Origin of the sequence: Aeromonas sp. DSM 116730 (assembly GCF_046581335.1) — a bacterium.
Classification (GTDB): domain Bacteria; phylum Pseudomonadota; class Gammaproteobacteria; order Enterobacterales; family Aeromonadaceae; genus Aeromonas; species Aeromonas rivipollensis.
The window spans coordinates 2,000,294-2,016,197 of sequence record NZ_CP144265.1 but is presented as its reverse complement, the minus strand read 5'-3'; the positions used below and the strand labels follow the sequence as shown (position 1 = coordinate 2,016,197).

The 15,904-nt window shown below is 63.2% G+C and carries 11 protein-coding genes and 4 tRNA genes; 9 read left to right on the top strand and 6 right to left on the bottom strand.

The annotated features are described in order from the left end of the window. Window positions 1–2: 2 nt before the first annotated feature. A complete protein-coding gene (locus tag Aeroheme_RS09240) occupies window positions 3–2,147 on the bottom strand; it encodes a TonB-dependent siderophore receptor (protein ID WP_411167132.1) in 2,145 nt (714 codons plus the stop codon). 423 nt (window positions 2,148–2,570) lie between these two features. On the opposite strand from Aeroheme_RS09240, the gene Aeroheme_RS09235 reads away from it, so the two are divergent. Next, the gene (locus tag Aeroheme_RS09235) at window positions 2,571–4,091 is read left to right on the top strand and encodes a diguanylate cyclase domain-containing protein (RefSeq protein WP_411167131.1); all 1,521 of its coding nucleotides are present in this window, start codon (window positions 2,571–2,573) and stop codon (window positions 4,089–4,091) included. A gap of 44 nt (window positions 4,092–4,135) precedes the next feature. On the opposite strand, the gene Aeroheme_RS09230 is transcribed toward Aeroheme_RS09235, so the two are convergent. Continuing rightward, window positions 4,136–5,116 (bottom strand): helix-turn-helix domain-containing protein, encoded by a 981-nt coding sequence (locus Aeroheme_RS09230; RefSeq protein ID WP_411167232.1) that lies wholly within the window; start codon window positions 5,114–5,116, stop codon window positions 4,136–4,138. A gap of 186 nt (window positions 5,117–5,302) precedes the next feature. Here Aeroheme_RS09230 and Aeroheme_RS09225 point away from each other — a divergent pair, with 186 nt between their 5' ends. Further along, entirely contained in the window at window positions 5,303–6,043 is a 741-nt protein-coding gene (locus tag Aeroheme_RS09225) for an SDR family oxidoreductase (RefSeq protein ID WP_025327172.1), read from the top strand. A gap of 62 nt (window positions 6,044–6,105) precedes the next feature. On the opposite strand, the gene Aeroheme_RS09220 is transcribed toward Aeroheme_RS09225, so the two are convergent. Further along, complete coding sequence (locus Aeroheme_RS09220; protein ID WP_168235231.1) at window positions 6,106–7,008, bottom strand: LysR family transcriptional regulator; 903 nt, start codon at window positions 7,006–7,008, stop codon at window positions 6,106–6,108. 101 nt (window positions 7,009–7,109) lie between these two features. Here Aeroheme_RS09220 and Aeroheme_RS09215 point away from each other — a divergent pair, with 101 nt between their 5' ends. From Aeroheme_RS09215 to Aeroheme_RS09205, 3 genes are all read left to right on the top strand, one after another. Beyond that, window positions 7,110–7,748 carry an NAD(P)-dependent oxidoreductase gene (locus Aeroheme_RS09215; protein WP_411167130.1) on the top strand — a complete coding sequence of 213 codons (639 nt, stop codon included), beginning with the start codon at window positions 7,110–7,112 and terminating at the stop codon, window positions 7,746–7,748. 404 nt (window positions 7,749–8,152) lie between these two features. Then, complete coding sequence (locus tag Aeroheme_RS09210; protein ID WP_139746360.1) at window positions 8,153–9,181, top strand: isopenicillin N synthase family dioxygenase; 1,029 nt, start codon at window positions 8,153–8,155, stop codon at window positions 9,179–9,181. A gap of 125 nt (window positions 9,182–9,306) precedes the next feature. After that, entirely contained in the window at window positions 9,307–10,470 is a 1,164-nt protein-coding gene (locus tag Aeroheme_RS09205) for a trans-sulfuration enzyme family protein (RefSeq protein WP_106886616.1), read from the top strand. Between the two features lie 117 nt (window positions 10,471–10,587). On the opposite strand, the gene folD is transcribed toward Aeroheme_RS09205, so the two are convergent. Next, window positions 10,588–11,445 (bottom strand): bifunctional methylenetetrahydrofolate dehydrogenase/methenyltetrahydrofolate cyclohydrolase FolD, encoded by an 858-nt coding sequence (gene folD, locus Aeroheme_RS09200; protein WP_005326697.1) that lies wholly within the window; start codon window positions 11,443–11,445, stop codon window positions 10,588–10,590. 203 nt (window positions 11,446–11,648) lie between these two features. Here folD and Aeroheme_RS09195 point away from each other — a divergent pair. From Aeroheme_RS09195 to katG, 4 genes are all read left to right on the top strand, one after another. After that, window positions 11,649–11,725 (top strand) — tRNA-Pro (locus tag Aeroheme_RS09195). A 36-nt stretch (window positions 11,726–11,761) separates the two neighbouring features. Beyond that, window positions 11,762–11,838 (top strand) — tRNA-Arg (locus Aeroheme_RS09190). 49 nt (window positions 11,839–11,887) lie between these two features. After that, window positions 11,888–11,963 (top strand) — tRNA-His (locus tag Aeroheme_RS09185). Window positions 11,964–12,633: 670 nt separating this feature from the next. After that, window positions 12,634–14,811 carry a catalase/peroxidase HPI gene (gene katG / locus Aeroheme_RS09180; protein WP_368169073.1) on the top strand — a complete coding sequence of 726 codons (2,178 nt, stop codon included), beginning with the start codon at window positions 12,634–12,636 and terminating at the stop codon, window positions 14,809–14,811. 226 nt (window positions 14,812–15,037) lie between these two features. On the opposite strand, the gene Aeroheme_RS09175 is transcribed toward katG, so the two are convergent. Beyond that, window positions 15,038–15,125: transfer RNA gene (locus Aeroheme_RS09175), tRNA-Ser, on the bottom strand. Between the two features lie 240 nt (window positions 15,126–15,365). Beyond that, window positions 15,366–15,821: a YbjN domain-containing protein gene (locus tag Aeroheme_RS09170; RefSeq protein WP_161507131.1), complete on the bottom strand. Its 456-nt coding sequence runs from the start codon at window positions 15,819–15,821 to the stop codon at window positions 15,366–15,368. Between the last annotated feature and the right edge of the window lie 83 nt (window positions 15,822–15,904).

Here is a 15,904-nt window from a genome sequence, read left to right as displayed (position 1 = left end):
GGTCAGAATACGTATTTGAGTCGAGCCTCCACATTGCGCTCAGCCCCGAACCAGCAGTTGTTCTGGTCGTAGCAGGAGTAGTAGGTCTTGTTGAGCAGGTTGCTGGCGCTAAGGGATGCCCCCACCCCCTTCAGACTCGCGCTGAGGGCGGCGAGATCATAGGAGGCGGACATGTCCATCAGCAGATAATCCGGCACTGTGTCGGTGTTGGCGGCATCGAGCTGGGCCTCCCCCACGTAGCGCAGGCCGGCGCCGACCCGCATCCCCTCCAGGCTGCCGCCCGCCTGGTAGTTGCTCCACAAGGAGGCCATCTGCCTGGGCACCCAGACCGGGGTCTTGCCCTGCAAGTCTGTGGTGTCCTTGGTGATCTCCATGTTCTGGCGGGTATAGCTCAGCGCCAGATCCAACCGGCTGGTGAGATCGGCGCGCCCTTCCAGCTCTATCCCCTTGGAGACGATTTCGCCGGTCTGCAGCTTGGGCCCGTAGACGTTGTCCGGATCCGTCACCAGGGCGTTTTGCTTGGTGATATGGAAGGCGGCGACGGTGAAGGTCTTGCTCATGTCCTCGGAGAGGAACTTGAGTCCCCCCTCCCACTGGTGGCCCGTAGAGGGATCGAACGCCTTGCCGCTCTTGTCCGCCCCCGGTACCGGCTCGAAGCTCTCGGCATAGCTCACATAGGGCGACAAGCCATAGTCGAGCTCGTAGAGGGCGCCGAGGCGGAAGGAGAGGTTGTCCTGATCGACTTGGGCCAGGGACTGGCTGGCGGCCCCCAGGTAGAGACCGCGGCTGTCGGTGTCCATCCGGTAGCTGTCGTAGCGGGCGCCGCCTATGGCCACCAGCCGGTCGAGGCGCACCTGATCCTGCAGATAGACACCGGTCTGGGACTGACGGATGGTCTTGCGATCCTCATAGGAGAAGGCCAGGGCATCCGGCCGGATCTGGTTGTGGTCCGGGTTGAAGATGTCGATGGCGGGGGCAGAGTAGTCGAGGGTGTCCTGATAGAGGATACGCGCGTCCAGATATTGATAGTCGACCCCAAGCAGCAGGTTGTGCTGGGCCGGCCCCGTCATCACCTTGCCCGCCAGCTGGTTGTCGATGACAAAGCCCCTCGAGTCTTCATCCGTCAGGTAGGCGTTGCGGGCCAGGGTGCGGTTGTCCGCCGCCAGGGCCGCGTTGTAAGTGTTGCGCTGATAGGCGGAGGCATCCATGTAGCGGGCGTTTTGCAGCACCTGCCAGTTCACGTTGAAGTCGTGGCTCAGCTTGTAGCCGAGCAGGGTCACATCCCGGTTGTACTCGTTCCAGTTCTGGTCGCCAAGGAAGGTATCGCTGCCAAGCTGCCCCAGGGGGTTGCTTTTGACCGAGCCGCTGGCGGGTACAGTGGTGTAGATGCCTGCCTCGGGGTCTTTCTGGTAGTAGAGGTTCAGGTTGAGCAGGGTGCGCTTGCCGAGCTGCCAGTCCAGAGAGGGCGCAAAGACGTAGCGCTCCTCTTCGGAGGTCACCGCCTGCCCCTCCTTCTGGCGGGCCAGCCCCACCACACGGTAGGCGAGCTGGTCGTTGATGGCCCCTGTGCTGTCGAGGGTCATCTCCTTGAGGGTGCCGGTGCCGGTCGCCAGGCTGACGCTGTGCTTGGCTTCCCGCTGCGGGCGCTTGGCAATCAGGTTGACCATACCGCCCGGCGGCATGCTGCCATAGAGCACCGAAGTCGGCCCCTTGAACACCTCCAGCTGCTCTATGGCCACGGGATCTATCTGGGGTTGCAGGTTCCACTCGTTGTACTGCAGCAAGAGGCCGTCATAGAAGTTCTGGTAGTTGTCAAAGCCACGGATGTTGAACAGATCCAGCCGGTTGACCGCCCCGCCGCGCAGCTCGGTATTGACCCCGGGCACGTAGCGCAGCGCCTCGCTCACCGAGCTGACGCCACGCTGTTCCAGGGTCTCGCTCTCCACTACCGAGATGGCCTGGGGCGTCTCTATGGGGTCGAGCCGGGTCTTGGTCGCGGTGTTGCGATAGGTCTGACCCAGCACCGTCAGGGTCTCGTCGGCCAGCGCCGCGTCCTGGCTGCTGGGCGCGGCGGCCAGCACAGAGCCTGCCAACAGGGTAGAGATGGTCGCGGCGACCACGGTCAATGGGGGGTGAACAAGTTGCATCTGATCCTCGACTGCCTACTGCATGTGAATAGTAACAAATATCATTTGCATTTTATTGTTCTAAATTGCCCCGGAATTAACAATTTGGGGCATGTTGGCGGGTCAGTGACAAAGAAAGGGGGAGAGAAGGGCGCCATCTGACTTCGTGACGAGTGAAATAGAGTGCAGGGGAAGCCAAATGGAGAGGATGCGGCCTGGGGCTGGTCTGGATGCGCTTTCGCCGGGGTGGCCTCAAGGCCCCCTGCCCTGCTGGCCGAACCGGGCCGGATCAGCCATCCGCATCCGGCCTTCATTTTAGAGTGTTTGCTCTTTTTTCATCCACACCCTTGATCCGGGTCAAGCCCTGCCGACAGGGATGGCGATAGTATGCGGCCCCTTTTATCAGTCCTGTTTGAGACGATACGAGGCCAAACGATCACGCCAATGAATGACATCATCAATAAAGATCTGCACTGTCACACCCAGCTCCACGTCTCCTTCGCCGTGATAGTGCTGACCCTGCTCACCGCCCTGGTGGGGGTCAGCTGCAGCATCCAGCGTGCGGCCGAGGTGAAGTATCACAAGGTGGCCGCCATGTTCGTGCACAACATGGCGACCCAGTTCATCGCGTTGCAATTCAAGCCGCTGGAGCACGTCCTCAACGAGACCGGCAGCTTTATTGACAAGCCCGCCCTGCAGGCCTTCCTCGGCAACGGGCACGCCCCCCTTCGCAAGACCCTGATGCAAACGTTGTCCCTCACCCCCTATGTGAAAAGCATCCTGGTCGCCGATCAGCAGGGGCATTTCAACTCTGTCCCCCACCTGCCGGTCGAGGCGGACTTTGATGCCAGGGAGCGGCCCTGGTTCAAATCCGCTACCTCCCGCCCCCTCTTCGTCAGCTACACGGACCACTACGCCAGCAGGATTGACCAGCAGCGGACCATTTCCGTCTCCCGGCCCATCGTCGACAGGGAGGGCTTTCCCCTCGGCACCCTGGCCATGGAGCTCGATCTCGAGCAGATGAGCCATCCCCTGCGCCTGCTCAAGAGCCCCCTCAAGGGGGAGTTCTATCTCATCGCCCGTACCGGCGACACCCTGCTGCACGCCAATGTGGGCAACCTGTTTCACCGCCAGCTGGCGCCACGGCTCATCGCACAGATGACCAACGGGGCCGACCATCTCTATGACGCCGAGCACCAGACCCATGTCTACTACTACGCCTTCTCCAACCCGGACTGGTTCGCCATCTACACCGTCAGCGACGCCGAGTTCAAGGAGGCCAGCCACAGCGAATCCTATCAGTTGCAGATCGCCGTGGCGGGCTGCCTGCTGATCTGCCTGCTCTGCTGGGGCTCACTGCGCCATGCCATCAACAAGATGATCGTCGAGATCATCGCCCTGATGCGCGTCGGCCGCATCGACATGAGCAAGCCCGGAGAGCTGCTGCGCCAGGAGATCCAAAGCGCCCATCATCAGATGCAGGAAGCCGTCGCCGCCTCCAACACGGATGCCCTGACCGGCCTCTTCAATCGCCGCAGCTTCGATCAGGATCTGGCCAGCCATCTGGCTGACGGCCGCCCCTTCTCCCTCGGCATGATAGATCTGGACAACTTCAAGTCCATCAACGACCAGCTGGGGCACCTGGTGGGCGACAGCGTCCTCCAGGCCGTGGCGCAGGAAGGGGGGACGGTGGCCGACGGCCTGGCCAGGCTCTACCGGTACGGCGGGGAGGAGCTGGCCATCCTGATCCCGGGGGAAGACGAGGCCCAGGCACTGGCCCTGCTGGAGCGCTGGCGCCTTCGGGTCCTGCAGCGTCAATGGCGAGAGGCCGGACTGGTGGTGACCTTCTCGGCGGGGCTGGGGCTGTGGCGCCATGAATCGGCCGCACAGCTGATAGCAAGGGTCGATCGGGCACTCTATCAGGCCAAGGAGGCGGGCAAGAACCGGGTTCACCCTGCGGACTGACGGGGCTGGCCGCCTGAGATCATGTAGGCGTCTCGTTGCCGAGCCTAGCGGGGCGCTATGGGCAGCCAGTACTCCATGGAGGCATCGGGCTGCTGGCCGTCAAAGCCCGGGGCATAGCGCTCCAGCTCGAAGCCATCCAACCCGCGATAGCTGGAAGAGGGCAGCCAGTGCAGGATGAACCAGTTGAGGCACTGCCCAAGCGTATCGATGGGGCCCAGGTGGCTGAGTACGGCGTACTCCTGTGCCGGCACCCTGAGGCGCGCCAGCCCGGGGCCGGGCTCGCTCCCCTCCTCTGCCGCCACCCCGGCCCAGTAAGGCAGCCGCTCCCCCGCCCCCGACACGTCCACCACCCCGAGCAACTCGCTGGAGGACAGGCGCCCCCCCGCCTCGCGCCAGGCGCCCCAGATGGCGGGCACCGTCTGCTGAAAATCGGGCTCGCTGGCAAACAGGCCCCGGATCTCCCCCCTGACGCCGTGCAGGGTGAACCCAGGCCGGCTCTCCACCCGCACCTGCACCAGTCTGGGGGGACTGGCCAGGGGCATGGGGACCCGAACCAGGGGGGTACGCAGCCCCAGCCGCAGGCCCCGCTTGCGATAGGCCAGGGGGGAGCAGCCAAAGTGCTGCTTGAAGGCCCGGCTGAAGCTGACTTCCGAGCCAAAACCGTGGTTCAGCGCCAGATCCAGTACCCGCTGACGGCTCGAGAGCAGCGCCTCCGCCGCCAGGCTCAGCTTCAACTCGCGCACATAGTGGGCCACCGTCTGGCCGGTCTCATGCAAGAAGACCCGCTGCAACTGCCAGCGCGACCAGCAGCTCTGCTCGGCCAGCTGCTCCAGCGACAGGGGCTGATCCAAGTGGGCGTGAATGTAGTCGAGCACTCGCTCGATGCGGGTGAAATGGGGGCGCGTCCGTGGCGCCGGGTCTGGGAAAGCGGGGGAGCTTGTCATGCTGTGGTCAGGCTCTGTGCCGGCGAAGGGGCGCATTCGCCCAAGTGGCCACATTAAACATGGCCGCCGTGCCGGGGGCAAGCCTTGTGCGGCCCCGGCAACCCCGGCGTCTGGCCGCTGCCGGCACGGCTTCCCCTCGCGAGCCCCCTCCCCCAGGCGCCCCCCTGTCACAAAAATGACGCCTTTCCCTGCCACATTGTTTGCAAACAATGTTGTCAATTGCCCCCAGGGGCACAGTTCAACTCGTGATATGCAGGGAGAGCCAAGATGAAGAAGATTGCCTTGATCACCGGAGCCCGGGGCGGCATCGGATCCGCCATCACCACCGCCTTGCTGGCCCAGGGGTATCGCATCATCGCCACCCACTCCAGCGTCAACAGTGCGGCGGCCCACGACTGGTACGCAGAGCAGGGCTATCACCAGGATCAGGTGCGGCTGCTGGCGCTGGACGTGGCCGACACCGCCATGTGCCGCGAGACCCTGGGCCGCCTGTTGCAGGAGGAGGGCCGGGTGGACGTGCTGGTCAACAACGCCGGCATCACCCGGGATGGCGCCTTCAAGCGGATGGCGCCGGATCAGTGGTTCGAGGTGATCCACACCAACCTGTGCAGCCTCTACAACGTGACCCAGCCGCTGTTCGACGCCATGTGCGAGCAGCGCGATGCCCGCATCATCAACATCTCCTCGGTCAACGGCCAGAAGGGACAGTTCGGTCAGGTCAACTACTCGGCGGCCAAGGCGGGCATGCTGGGCTTTACCAAGGCGCTGGCGGCGGAAGGGGCCCGCTTCGGGGTCACGGTCAACGCCATCGCCCCCGGCTACACCGCCACCCCCATGGTGGCGGCGATCCGCACCGACATCCTCGACAGCATCAAGGCCGACATTCCCATGCGCCGCCTCGCCAAACCCGAGGAGATAGCCGCCGCCGTGGCCTTCCTCGCCAGCGAAGCGGGGGCCTATATCACGGGGGAGACCCTGGCCATCAACGGCGGTCTCTATATGAAGTAGCGCCGGGGTCATTGCGATAAACAGAGGGCAGCCAACGGGCTGCCCTCTGCTTTTGGTCGGTGCTACAGCGGGCGCGCCGTCCCCCCTGGCTCGGCGAAATGGCTGCGCAGGGCGGTGATCACCCGCCGCACCTTCTCCGGGATCTCTCGCTGGGGGGTGATGGCGTGGATCTCCATGGGCGGCACCCGAAAGCCTGGCAGCAGTTCCAGCAGGCGGCCCTGGGCGAGATCCTCGCCAACCTCTCCCTCGGGTTGCAGGGAGATCCCCTGCCCCGCCAGGGCAAACTGGCGCAGGGGTAGGACGTTGTTGCAGAGCACCCTGGGCTTGAACCTCACCCTGTGCTCGCCCCCTCGCTCGTCAAGGAGCAGCAAGCCACTCCCCAGCATGTCGCCACTGAGCCAGTCGTGAGTCGCCAGATCGGCGGGGGTGCGCGGCGTCCCCTTGCGCGCCAGGTAGGCGGGGGCGGCGCAGAGCAGCATCCGGGTCTGGCCCAGCTTGCGGGCCACCAGGGTGGAGTCCGGCAGGGAGCCGACCCGCAGCGCCACGTCGATGCGCTCGGCAATGAGATCCCGCTTCTCGTCGTCGGCGATGATCTGGATGCAGAGGCCCGGATGGGCCTGCAACAGGGGTGACAAGGCCAGCGCCAGCGGCTGGCCCGCCATGCCCACGGGCGCGGTGATCCGCACCTCCCCGAGCAGGCTGTCGCGCACTTCCGAGAGGCGCAGCTCGGTCTGGTTGAGGGTCTGTTGCAGGGACTGGCACCCCTGCCATACCACCTCCCCCGCCTCGGTCAGACTAAGGCGGCGGGTGGAGCGATGGAGCAGGGTGAGGCCGAGCAGGCTCTCCAGCTGGCCTATATGCTGGCTGACCGCGGAGGGGGTCATGCCGAGGGCCTTGGCGGCCCCCGTCATGGTGCCCGCCTCCACCACGGCGGCGAAGATGGCGTAACGTCTGAGCTGATCCATTATTAAATCCAGCTTACAAGTGAATGCAATTTACAGGTGATTATTAAATCACATCCGGGGGCGTAGGATAGCCTCATTCCCACAGTGAAGGAGACGTCTCCATGAAAATTGCCCTCATAGGTGCCAGCGGTTTTGTCGGTTCAGCCATCCTCAATGAGGCCGTCAGCCGTGGCCATCACGTCACCGCCATAGTGCGCGACACAAGTAAAGTCGCCCCCCACCCGCAGATCACCACAGTGGCGGTCGATGCCCAGGACCCGCAGGCGCTGGCCGACGTGCTCAAGGGGCAGGATAGGGTGATCAGCGCCTACAACCCGGGCTGGAGTGCCCCTGATATCCATGATCAGTACCTCAAGGGCGCCAGCGCCATTGTCGAGGCAGCCAAAGCCGCCCACAGCTGGTTGCTGGTGGTCGGCGGTGCCGGCAGCCTGGAGATAGCCCCCGGCGTGCAGCTGGTGGATACCCCGGACTTCCCGGCCGAGTGGAAGCAAGGGGCGCTGGCGGCCCGCGACGGTCTCACCGTCCTGCGCCGCGAAGCCGCCCTCGACTGGCGCTTCGTCTCCCCGCCTGTGTTCCTCGAACCCGGCGAGAAGCGCGGCGGCTACCGTCTCGGGGGCGATCAGGTGCTCTTTAGCGGCGACAAGCCTGCCGGGATCACGGTCGGGGATCTGGCGAACGCTGTGCTCAACGAAGCGGAACAACCGGCGCACCTGCGCCAGCGCTTCACCCTGGGTTACTGAAGACACTGACCGGGGCGCACCGAGCGGGCACTCGCCCTTGCTCCTTGCGCCCCACCAACAAAGGGGAGGCTGATGCCTCCCCTTTGTTCATTCGCCTCCCACGGGCACTGCACCTTCTCTGCCCCCGACCCCAGGCGGGCTCATGGGCAAGGGGATCGGCAGGGGCGCATTTTCTCCGTGCAATCGACAGGCGGATCCACAGCGTTCGAATTCTATTTCGATTTTTGTATATAACTAAGAATATTTTGTTGCTTCCACCTTATAACCCCGAACAGTAGCATCCCCCTCAACCCACATGGTGCCATCGTGAGCCACGGACCCCGACGCCTGCCACGAACCACACCGCCGTCTTTGTACCGGAGCCTCGGGACTGCACCCGACATCCGGCAAGTGAGGAGATGCACATGGAACATTCATCACTGCCCATCATCGACTATGCCGCGATCAATGGCACCCCCGAGGAACGTCGCCAGATGCTGGCCAAGCTTGGCCGGGCGGCCCGCGACATCGGCTTCTTCTATCTGACAGGCCATGGTCTGAGCGAAGCGGAGCAACGGGAGACACTGGCGCTGGCGGCCCGCTTCTTCGCCCTGCCCCTGCAGGAGAAGCTGGCGGTGCAGATGGTGCACTCCCCCCACTTTCGTGGCTACAACCTGGTGGGGGCCGAGCTCACCCGGGAGCGGCCGGACAGGCGGGAGCAGTTCGACATCATGAACGAGGAGCAGGCCCTCCCCCTGGCGCAGACCGGTAAACCCTGGCAGCGGCTCACAGGGCCCAACCAGTGGCCCACCGCCCTGCCCGAGATGAAGACGCAACTGCTGGACTGGCAGGAGCGGCTGAGCGACATCACCCTCACCCTGCTCGCCGCCTTTGCCGAGGTGCTGGAGCAACCGGCCGGGGTGTTCGACGAGAGCATCCAGGGCGCCCCCTATCAGCACATGAAGCTCATTCACTACCCGGGACGGGAAGCGGGAGGCAGCGGCCAGGGGGTCGGCGCCCACAAGGATCCCGGCTACCTGACCCTGGTGATGCAGGACGATCACTCGGGGCTAGAGGTGGAGACGGCGCATGGCTGGATTTCAGCACCGCCCCTGCCCGGCGCCCTGGTGGTCAACATAGGCGAGCTGCTGGAGCTTGCCTCCAACGGCTACCTCAAGGCGACCCTGCACCGGGTGCAGAGCCCGCCCCCCGGAGTCTCGCGTCTCTCCTGCGCCTTCTTTATGGCAGCGAGACTCGATGCCACAGTGCCGCTGCTCACCCTCTCCCCCGAGCTGGCGGCGCAGGCACAAGGGCCAGAGAGCGACCCCGCCAACCCCCTCTTCTATCAGGTGGGGGAAAACGTGCTCAAGGGCCGACTGCGCTCCCATCCCGATGTGGCGGCGCGCCACTATGCTCAGCAACACAGGGTAGCGCAGGAGCCGGTACCGGCCTGACGCCATCAAGGGGGTGGCGACAAGCCGCCATCCCGACCACAGGAGAGGGGCGCCGGCGCGGCCCCGTCCACCGATTTTCACACCAGAACAACAACGCCATAGCCTGGCGACCACGGAGCAAAACGATGAAATTCAAGACCATGAGCGTGCACAGCGGCCAACGGATCGATCCCCAGACCGGCGCCCTCACCACACCGCTCTACCAGAGCAGCACCTTCAGCTACGTCAATGCCCAGGCGGGCAAGGAGCGCTTCGCAGGCCAGGCCCCGGGCTTTATCTACAGCCGCTTCGGCAACCCCACCACCGCCGAGCTGGAGCTGAAACTGGCGGCCCTGGAGGGCGCCGACGAGGCGCTGGTGGTGGCGAGCGGCATGGCGGCGGTGAGCGCCATCCTCTATGCCCTGGCCAGCAGCGGAGATGAAGTGGCCTATGTCGGCCCGCTGTACGGCGGTACAGATGCGTTTCTCAAGCAGACCTTCAGCCGCGCCGGCATCACTATCACAAGTTACGACAGCGATCAGGATCTGCTGGCCAACATCAGCCCCGCCACCAAGGTGATCCTGTTCGAGACCCTGACCAACCCCACCCTCAAGGTGGTGGATCCCCGGGTGGTGGTGGAAGCGGCTCGCAAGGTGGGCGCCATCAGCGTCTGTGACAACACCTTCCTTACCCCCTATCTGCTGCGCCCGCTGGAGCTGGGCATCGATCTGGTGATGCACAGCGGCACCAAGTACCTGGGCGGCCACGGCGACATCATCGCCGGTGTGGTGGCGGGCTCCCACGCGCTGATGAAGTCGGTGCGCACCGTGGCCCTCAAGCACATAGGCTCCCCCATTGGGCCACAGGAGGCCTACCTGCTGCAGCGCGGGGTCAAGACCCTGCCGCTGCGGATGGATGCCCACCTGCACAATGCCCAGAAGGTGGCAGACTTCCTCGCCGCCCACCCGGCGGTGAAGAAGGTGATCTACCCGGGGCTTGCCAGCCATCCGGGCCACGACGCCCTCGGCGCCTTCGCCAGCGGCTTTGGCGGCATGGTGAGCATAGAGCTGGAAGGGGGCTTCGCGCGCTGCGCCACCCTGCTCGACAACCTGCAGCTGTTCGTGCAGGCGGTGAGCCTGGGGGATCTCGAGAGCCTGGCCTGCCATCCGGCCAGCACCACCCACGCCGCCATGGACGAGGCGAGCCGCCTCGCGGCCGGGGTCAATGACGACCTCATCCGCTTCAGCATCGGAGTGGAAGACGCCGATGATCTCATCGCCGATCTGGCGGCGGCGCTGGCCCTGATCTGACAAGGCCGCCTCTGCCCAGTCGCCTCGGCAGAGCATCACGTTCGACCAGCAATAAAAAAGGGAAGGCCAGGCCTTCCCTTTCTCTTATCCATTCCCTAGTGCGGGAAGGGGCCCTGCTCAGGCGTCGTGATAATCCTGGCAGGCGCTCAGGGTGTTCTCCATCAGGCTGGCTACCGTCATGGGCCCCACACCACCGGGCACAGGGGTGATGAAGGCGGCATGATTGCGCGCCGTTTCAAACTCCACGTCCCCCACCAGGGAGCCGTCGGCCAGGCGGTTGATCCCCACATCGATCACCAGGGCGCCGGGCTTGACCCACTCCCCCGGGATGAAGTTCGGCTTGCCCACCGCCACCACCAGCAGATCGGCACGGCGCACCTGGGCCTCCAGATCCTGGGTGAAACGATGGCAGGTCGTGGTGGTGCAACCCGCCAGCAGCAGCTCCAGCGTCATCGGGCGCCCGACTATGTTGGAGGCACCGACCACCACAGCATGCAGACCGTGGGTCTTGACGCCGGTCGCCTCGATCAGGGTCATGATCCCCTTGGGGGTGCAGGGACGCAGCGCCGGGATGCGCTGGGCCAGACGGCCCACGTTATAGGGGTGGAAACCATCCACGTCCTTGTCGGGACGAATGCGCTCCAGCACCTGGGTAGTGTCGCAATGAGCCGGCAGGGGCAGTTGCACCAGAATGCCGTCCACCTCCGCATCCTCATTGAGCCGGTCGATCAGGGCCAGCAACTCTTCCTGGGTCGCATTGGCGCTGAGATCATAGGAGCGGGAGACAAACCCCACCTCTTCACAGGCACGACGCTTGCTGCCCACATAGACCTGGGACGCCGGATCCAGCCCTACCAGGATCACCGCCAGACCCGGTGCCCGCTTGCCCAGTGCCAACCGCTGTTGGACTTGTTCGGCGACCTGATTGCGAATCGTTTGCGCAACCTGTTTTCCATCAATGATTTTGGCAGACATCGTTCTTCACTCACCATGTGTTCAACTGCCGCGCATTGTCGCATTTTTTTGGCGCGGGTGTTAGCGGCTCTCGCCTGGCGGGCAATAAGTAGGCATTTGAATTTACTGGCGGAAAAAGTCATTGACGCTGACTTTGACGCTTGGGTATGATGCCCGCCCGTTGCCCAGTCATACCGCCCCCGGTATGCTGGACGATAAGATTTCGGTGATTAGCGCAGCCCGGTAGCGCATCTGGTTTGGGACCAGAGGGTCAAAGGTTCGAATCCTTTATCACCGACCAGGTTCATCGAGACGTCTTTTGACGGCTCGATACAGAGCGCCCTTAGCTCAGTCGGATAGAGCAACGGCCTTCTAAGCCGTGGGTCGCAGGTTCGAATCCTGCAGGGCGCGCCATTAATGTGACTCTTCCCTCGAAGAGGAGCATTGAAGGCAGATTTCAGTGGTGGCTGTAGCTCAGTTGGTAGAGTCCCGGATTGTGATTCCGGTTGTCGTGGGTTCGAGCCCCATCAGCCACCCCATTATTGCCTGTTCGTGCTGGATCAAGCCGACAGGGGCAAGCCTGACTTGCCATGCACCGGGCATCTGGTGCCCTCATCAAAACCGGCCCAGCGCCGGTTTTTTTGTGCCTGCGTTCCAGACTCACCGCCGGCCCCGAGCGCTCTGCTTCCTCTTTTATTCTCTTTGTTCCCCCTGCTCCCTCACGCTTGTCTCTTTGCTGATCGGTCAGCGTCACGCCAGCTCGCCGCGTTGCCACATCGCCTGGCCGGATCACAGAAATGATCGGAGCCATCACGGCCCCCAGCTGTATCCCTGCTCACCATGATGCAGCGCAAGCTTAAATGCCGATGGCCGTGATATGGATAAAAACCAGACAAATGCCTTGCCAGCTTCCCTCATCAAGGGCAAGCAACCCCTTGCGCCCAGGCAGCACTATCACGCGTGGCCGCCGCGCCTGACACCAGGGGAAGACGGGCAGAACGTAAATAGATTGTTAAACTAGATGGTCGTGATTCATCTTTTCGTAATCCGTTCACTGCACAATAACGCAATAAATTGAAAATAAAGGAGTTATTGATAAGGACCCGAACAACAGCAGACAGCTCCCCTGCCATGACCCCACACAGCGCAGTGGAAATCTTCCCATACTAAGTTGTCAGCAATGTACATGCCCTCCAAGGAGAGACTGAGATGAGTGAAGAAAGCAAATGCCCCTTCAACCACACCGCCGGCGTCGGCAGAACCAATCGTGATTGGTGGCCGAATCAGTTGCGGCTGGATCTGCTGCACCAGCATTCCCCCAGCTCCGATCCCATGGACAAAGATTTCAACTATGCCGAGGCATTCAACAGCCTCGACTACAAGGCACTCAAGAAAGATCTGGTCAAGCTGATGACAGACTCCCAGGAGTGGTGGCCGGCGGACTTCGGTCACTACGGTCCCCAGTTCATCCGCATGACCTGGCACGCCGCAGGCACCTATCGCATCACGGATGGCCGTGGCGGTGGCGGTCGTGGCCAGCAACGCTTCGCCCCCCTCAACAGCTGGCCCGACAACGTCAACATCGACAAGTCCCGCCGCCTGCTCTGGCCCATCAAGCAGAAGTACGGCAACAAGATCTCCTGGGCCGATCTGCTGATCCTCGCCGGCAACGTCGCGCTGGAGTCCATGGGCTTTAGAACCTTCGGATTTGGTGGCGGCCGCCCGGATGTGTGGGAGCCGGATCAGGACGTCAACTGGGGTGATGAAATCGCCTGGCTCGGGGTCGACCCCGATCGGGTCAAGGGCGATCGCGAGCTCGCGGCGCCCTTTGGCGCAACCCATATGGGGCTGATCTACGTCAACCCCGAAGGCCCCAATGCCAGCGGCGACTACATGGAGGCGGCCAAAGACATCCGCTCCACCTTCGGCCGCATGGCCATGAATGACGAAGAGACGGTCGCCCTCATTGCCGGTGGCCACACCTTCGGCAAGGCCCACGGCGCCGCCCCCGAGTCCCACAAGGGGCCCGAGCCGGAGGCCGCGCCCCTGGAAGCCCAGGGCCTGGGCTGGATGAGCGACTACGGCAGCGGCCACGGCAAGGATACCGTCTCCAGCGGTCTCGAGGTGACCTGGACCAAGACCCCGGCCCTTTGGAGCAACAACTTCTTCGAGAACCTGTTCAAGTACGAGTGGGAGCTGACCAAGTCACCGGCAGGCGCCAAACAGTGGGTGGCCAAGGATGCACCGGAGATCATCCCCGATGCGCATATCCCGGGCAAGTTCCACAAGCCGACCATGCTGACCACCGACCTGACCCTGCGCTTTGACCCAGAATTCGGCAAGATCTCCCGCCACTTCTACGAGGATCCCCAGGCCTTCGCCGATGCCTTTGCCCGCGCCTGGTACAAGCTGACCCACAGGGACATGGGCCCCATCGCACGCTACCTGGGGCCGGAAGTGCCCAGCGAGGAGCTGATCTGGCAAGACCCCATCCCCGCCGTCAATCACCCCCTGGTCGATGACAAGGACCTGGCCGCCCTCAAGGAGAAGATCCTCGCGGCCTCCCTGACCGTCGCCGAGCTGGCATCGACCGCCTGGGCCTCTGCCGCCACCTTCCGCGGCTCTGACAAGCGGGGCGGCGCCAACGGGGCGCGCATCCGGCTCGCACCGCAAAAAGAGTGGGCAGCAAACCAACCGGCACAGCTGGCCAAGGTGCTCAAGACCCTAGAAGGCATCCAGCAGGGGTTCAACGCCTCGGCCACTGGCGGCAAGCAGGTATCCCTGGCCGATCTGATCGTGCTGGCCGGCGGCGTCGGCGTCGAGCAGGCGGCCAAACTGGCGGGGGTCACAGTGACTGTGCCCTTCACGCCGGGTCGCATGGATGCCTCCCAGGCGCAGACGGATGTCGACTCCTTTGCCGTGCTCGAACCCCTCGCCGACGGTTTTCGCAACTATCTGGGCGGTGACTACGCAGAGCTCTCGGAAGCCATGCTGGTGGACAAGGCCCAGTTGCTGACTCTCAGCGCCCCCGAGATGACGGTGCTGATCGGTGGCATGCGCGTGCTCGGCACCAACACCGGCAACTGCCACGGGGTGTTTACCGCAACGCCTGGGACCCTCTCCAACGACTTCTTCATCAACCTGCTCGACATGGGCACTGAGTGGAAACCGGCGGCAGGAGCCAAGGGCATCTACGAGGGGAGTGATCGCAAGACGGGCAAGGTCAAGTGGACCGGCACCCGCGTCGATCTGCTGTTCGGCTCTAACTCCCAGTTGCGGGCGCTGGCCGAGGTGTATGCCAGTGCGGACGGGAAAGAGAAGTTCGTGAAGGACTTCGTGGCGGCCTGGACCAAGGTGATGAACCTGGATCGCTTCGATCTCGCCTGACGCTCACTCCCTGCATGCCGCCAGGCCTGCTTCAAGGGAAATGCGTGAGAGATGACCAGGCACCACAAGACAAAAACCCGACCATAAGGTCGGGTTTTTATGTTGCCGGCGGGTCTGGATTTAACCGGACCATCATGCCCCCTTGTCGAACCAGGGTTCGAACCGAGCCGCCCATCACCGGATAAAGTAAAAGGGCCTGTCTTGCGACAGGCCCTTTTACTTTATTTGGCGGTGAGGGAGGGATTCGAACCCTCGATACGTTGCCGTATACACACTTTCCAGGCGTGCTCCTTCAGCCACTCGGACACCTCACCAATTTGTTTCAGTCATCTGCCTGTGGCTTGCGGAGCACGCGCTGCGTGCTTTCTTGCCGATTTCATCGGCTGGCAGCCACTTGGGCACATCACCAAATTTTTGTCTGTGGTTTAACGTGTTCAGCCAACACGACATTCGCGGAGCGGTTGCGCCGGAACGGGGCGTAATTTAGGGGAAAGCCCCGCCGGCGTCAACGGCTTTTTGGCTGCCGCGAACCGTTCGCACATTAAACGCGCAACTCAGTGCACAGATTCCGGTGCGACCTGGATCTCCGGCAGATTGAGGAAGCCGAGGCGTTCACATTCGGAAACCACTTCATGGGTCGCCGCCGTGGTGCTTTCGACGAACAGCAGGAACTGCTCGACGGAGAGACCCGCCTTGGTGAAGACGGTATGGCCCACGACGAGGCGCGGCAGGTTGTCATCTATGATGTCGAGGAACACCTTGAGGGACGGGTATTGCATGTTGAGACGACCCAGCTCGGCCACCAGGGGCAGCAGGGATGAGGGGCGTACCTCCAGCTCGGATGAAAACAGCAACCCTTCCTCTTCCACGAAGATTCGGCTCTCCTGGATGCCCTCGACGGACTGCAGGGAGACCATGTGGATGCCGTGGCACTGATCGCACACATAGTGCTCGATCCGGGCCTGCTGCAGCCAACGCATTATCATTTCAGAGCTGGGGATATTCATCATTTTCACGAACACAATAAGGATCAAGGGGCGCAGTCTAAACCAATTTTCCGACAACCAAAAGCGCACAGGCGGGATCACTCCTG

What these genes read in the sequence shown, in the direction of transcription:
- Aeroheme_RS09225 (WP_025327172.1), top strand. Translation starts at nt 5,303, where the DNA reads ATGAAGAAGATTGCCTTGATCACCGGAGCCCGGGGCGGCATCGGATCC.
- folD (WP_005326697.1), bottom strand. Translation starts at nt 11,445, where the DNA reads ATGTCTGCCAAAATCATTGATGGAAAACAGGTTGCGCAAACGATTCGC.
- katG (WP_368169073.1), top strand. Translation starts at nt 12,634, where the DNA reads ATGAGTGAAGAAAGCAAATGCCCCTTCAACCACACCGCCGGCGTCGGC.
- Aeroheme_RS09215 (WP_411167130.1), top strand. Translation starts at nt 7,110, where the DNA reads ATGAAAATTGCCCTCATAGGTGCCAGCGGTTTTGTCGGTTCAGCCATC.
- Aeroheme_RS09220 (WP_168235231.1), bottom strand. Translation starts at nt 7,008, where the DNA reads ATGGATCAGCTCAGACGTTACGCCATCTTCGCCGCCGTGGTGGAGGCG.
- Aeroheme_RS09205 (WP_106886616.1), top strand. Translation starts at nt 9,307, where the DNA reads ATGAAATTCAAGACCATGAGCGTGCACAGCGGCCAACGGATCGATCCC.
- Aeroheme_RS09170 (WP_161507131.1), bottom strand. Translation starts at nt 15,821, where the DNA reads ATGATGAATATCCCCAGCTCTGAAATGATAATGCGTTGGCTGCAGCAG.
- Aeroheme_RS09210 (WP_139746360.1), top strand. Translation starts at nt 8,153, where the DNA reads ATGGAACATTCATCACTGCCCATCATCGACTATGCCGCGATCAATGGC.
- Aeroheme_RS09240 (WP_411167132.1), bottom strand. Translation starts at nt 2,147, where the DNA reads ATGCAACTTGTTCACCCCCCATTGACCGTGGTCGCCGCGACCATCTCT.
- Aeroheme_RS09235 (WP_411167131.1), top strand. Translation starts at nt 2,571, where the DNA reads ATGAATGACATCATCAATAAAGATCTGCACTGTCACACCCAGCTCCAC.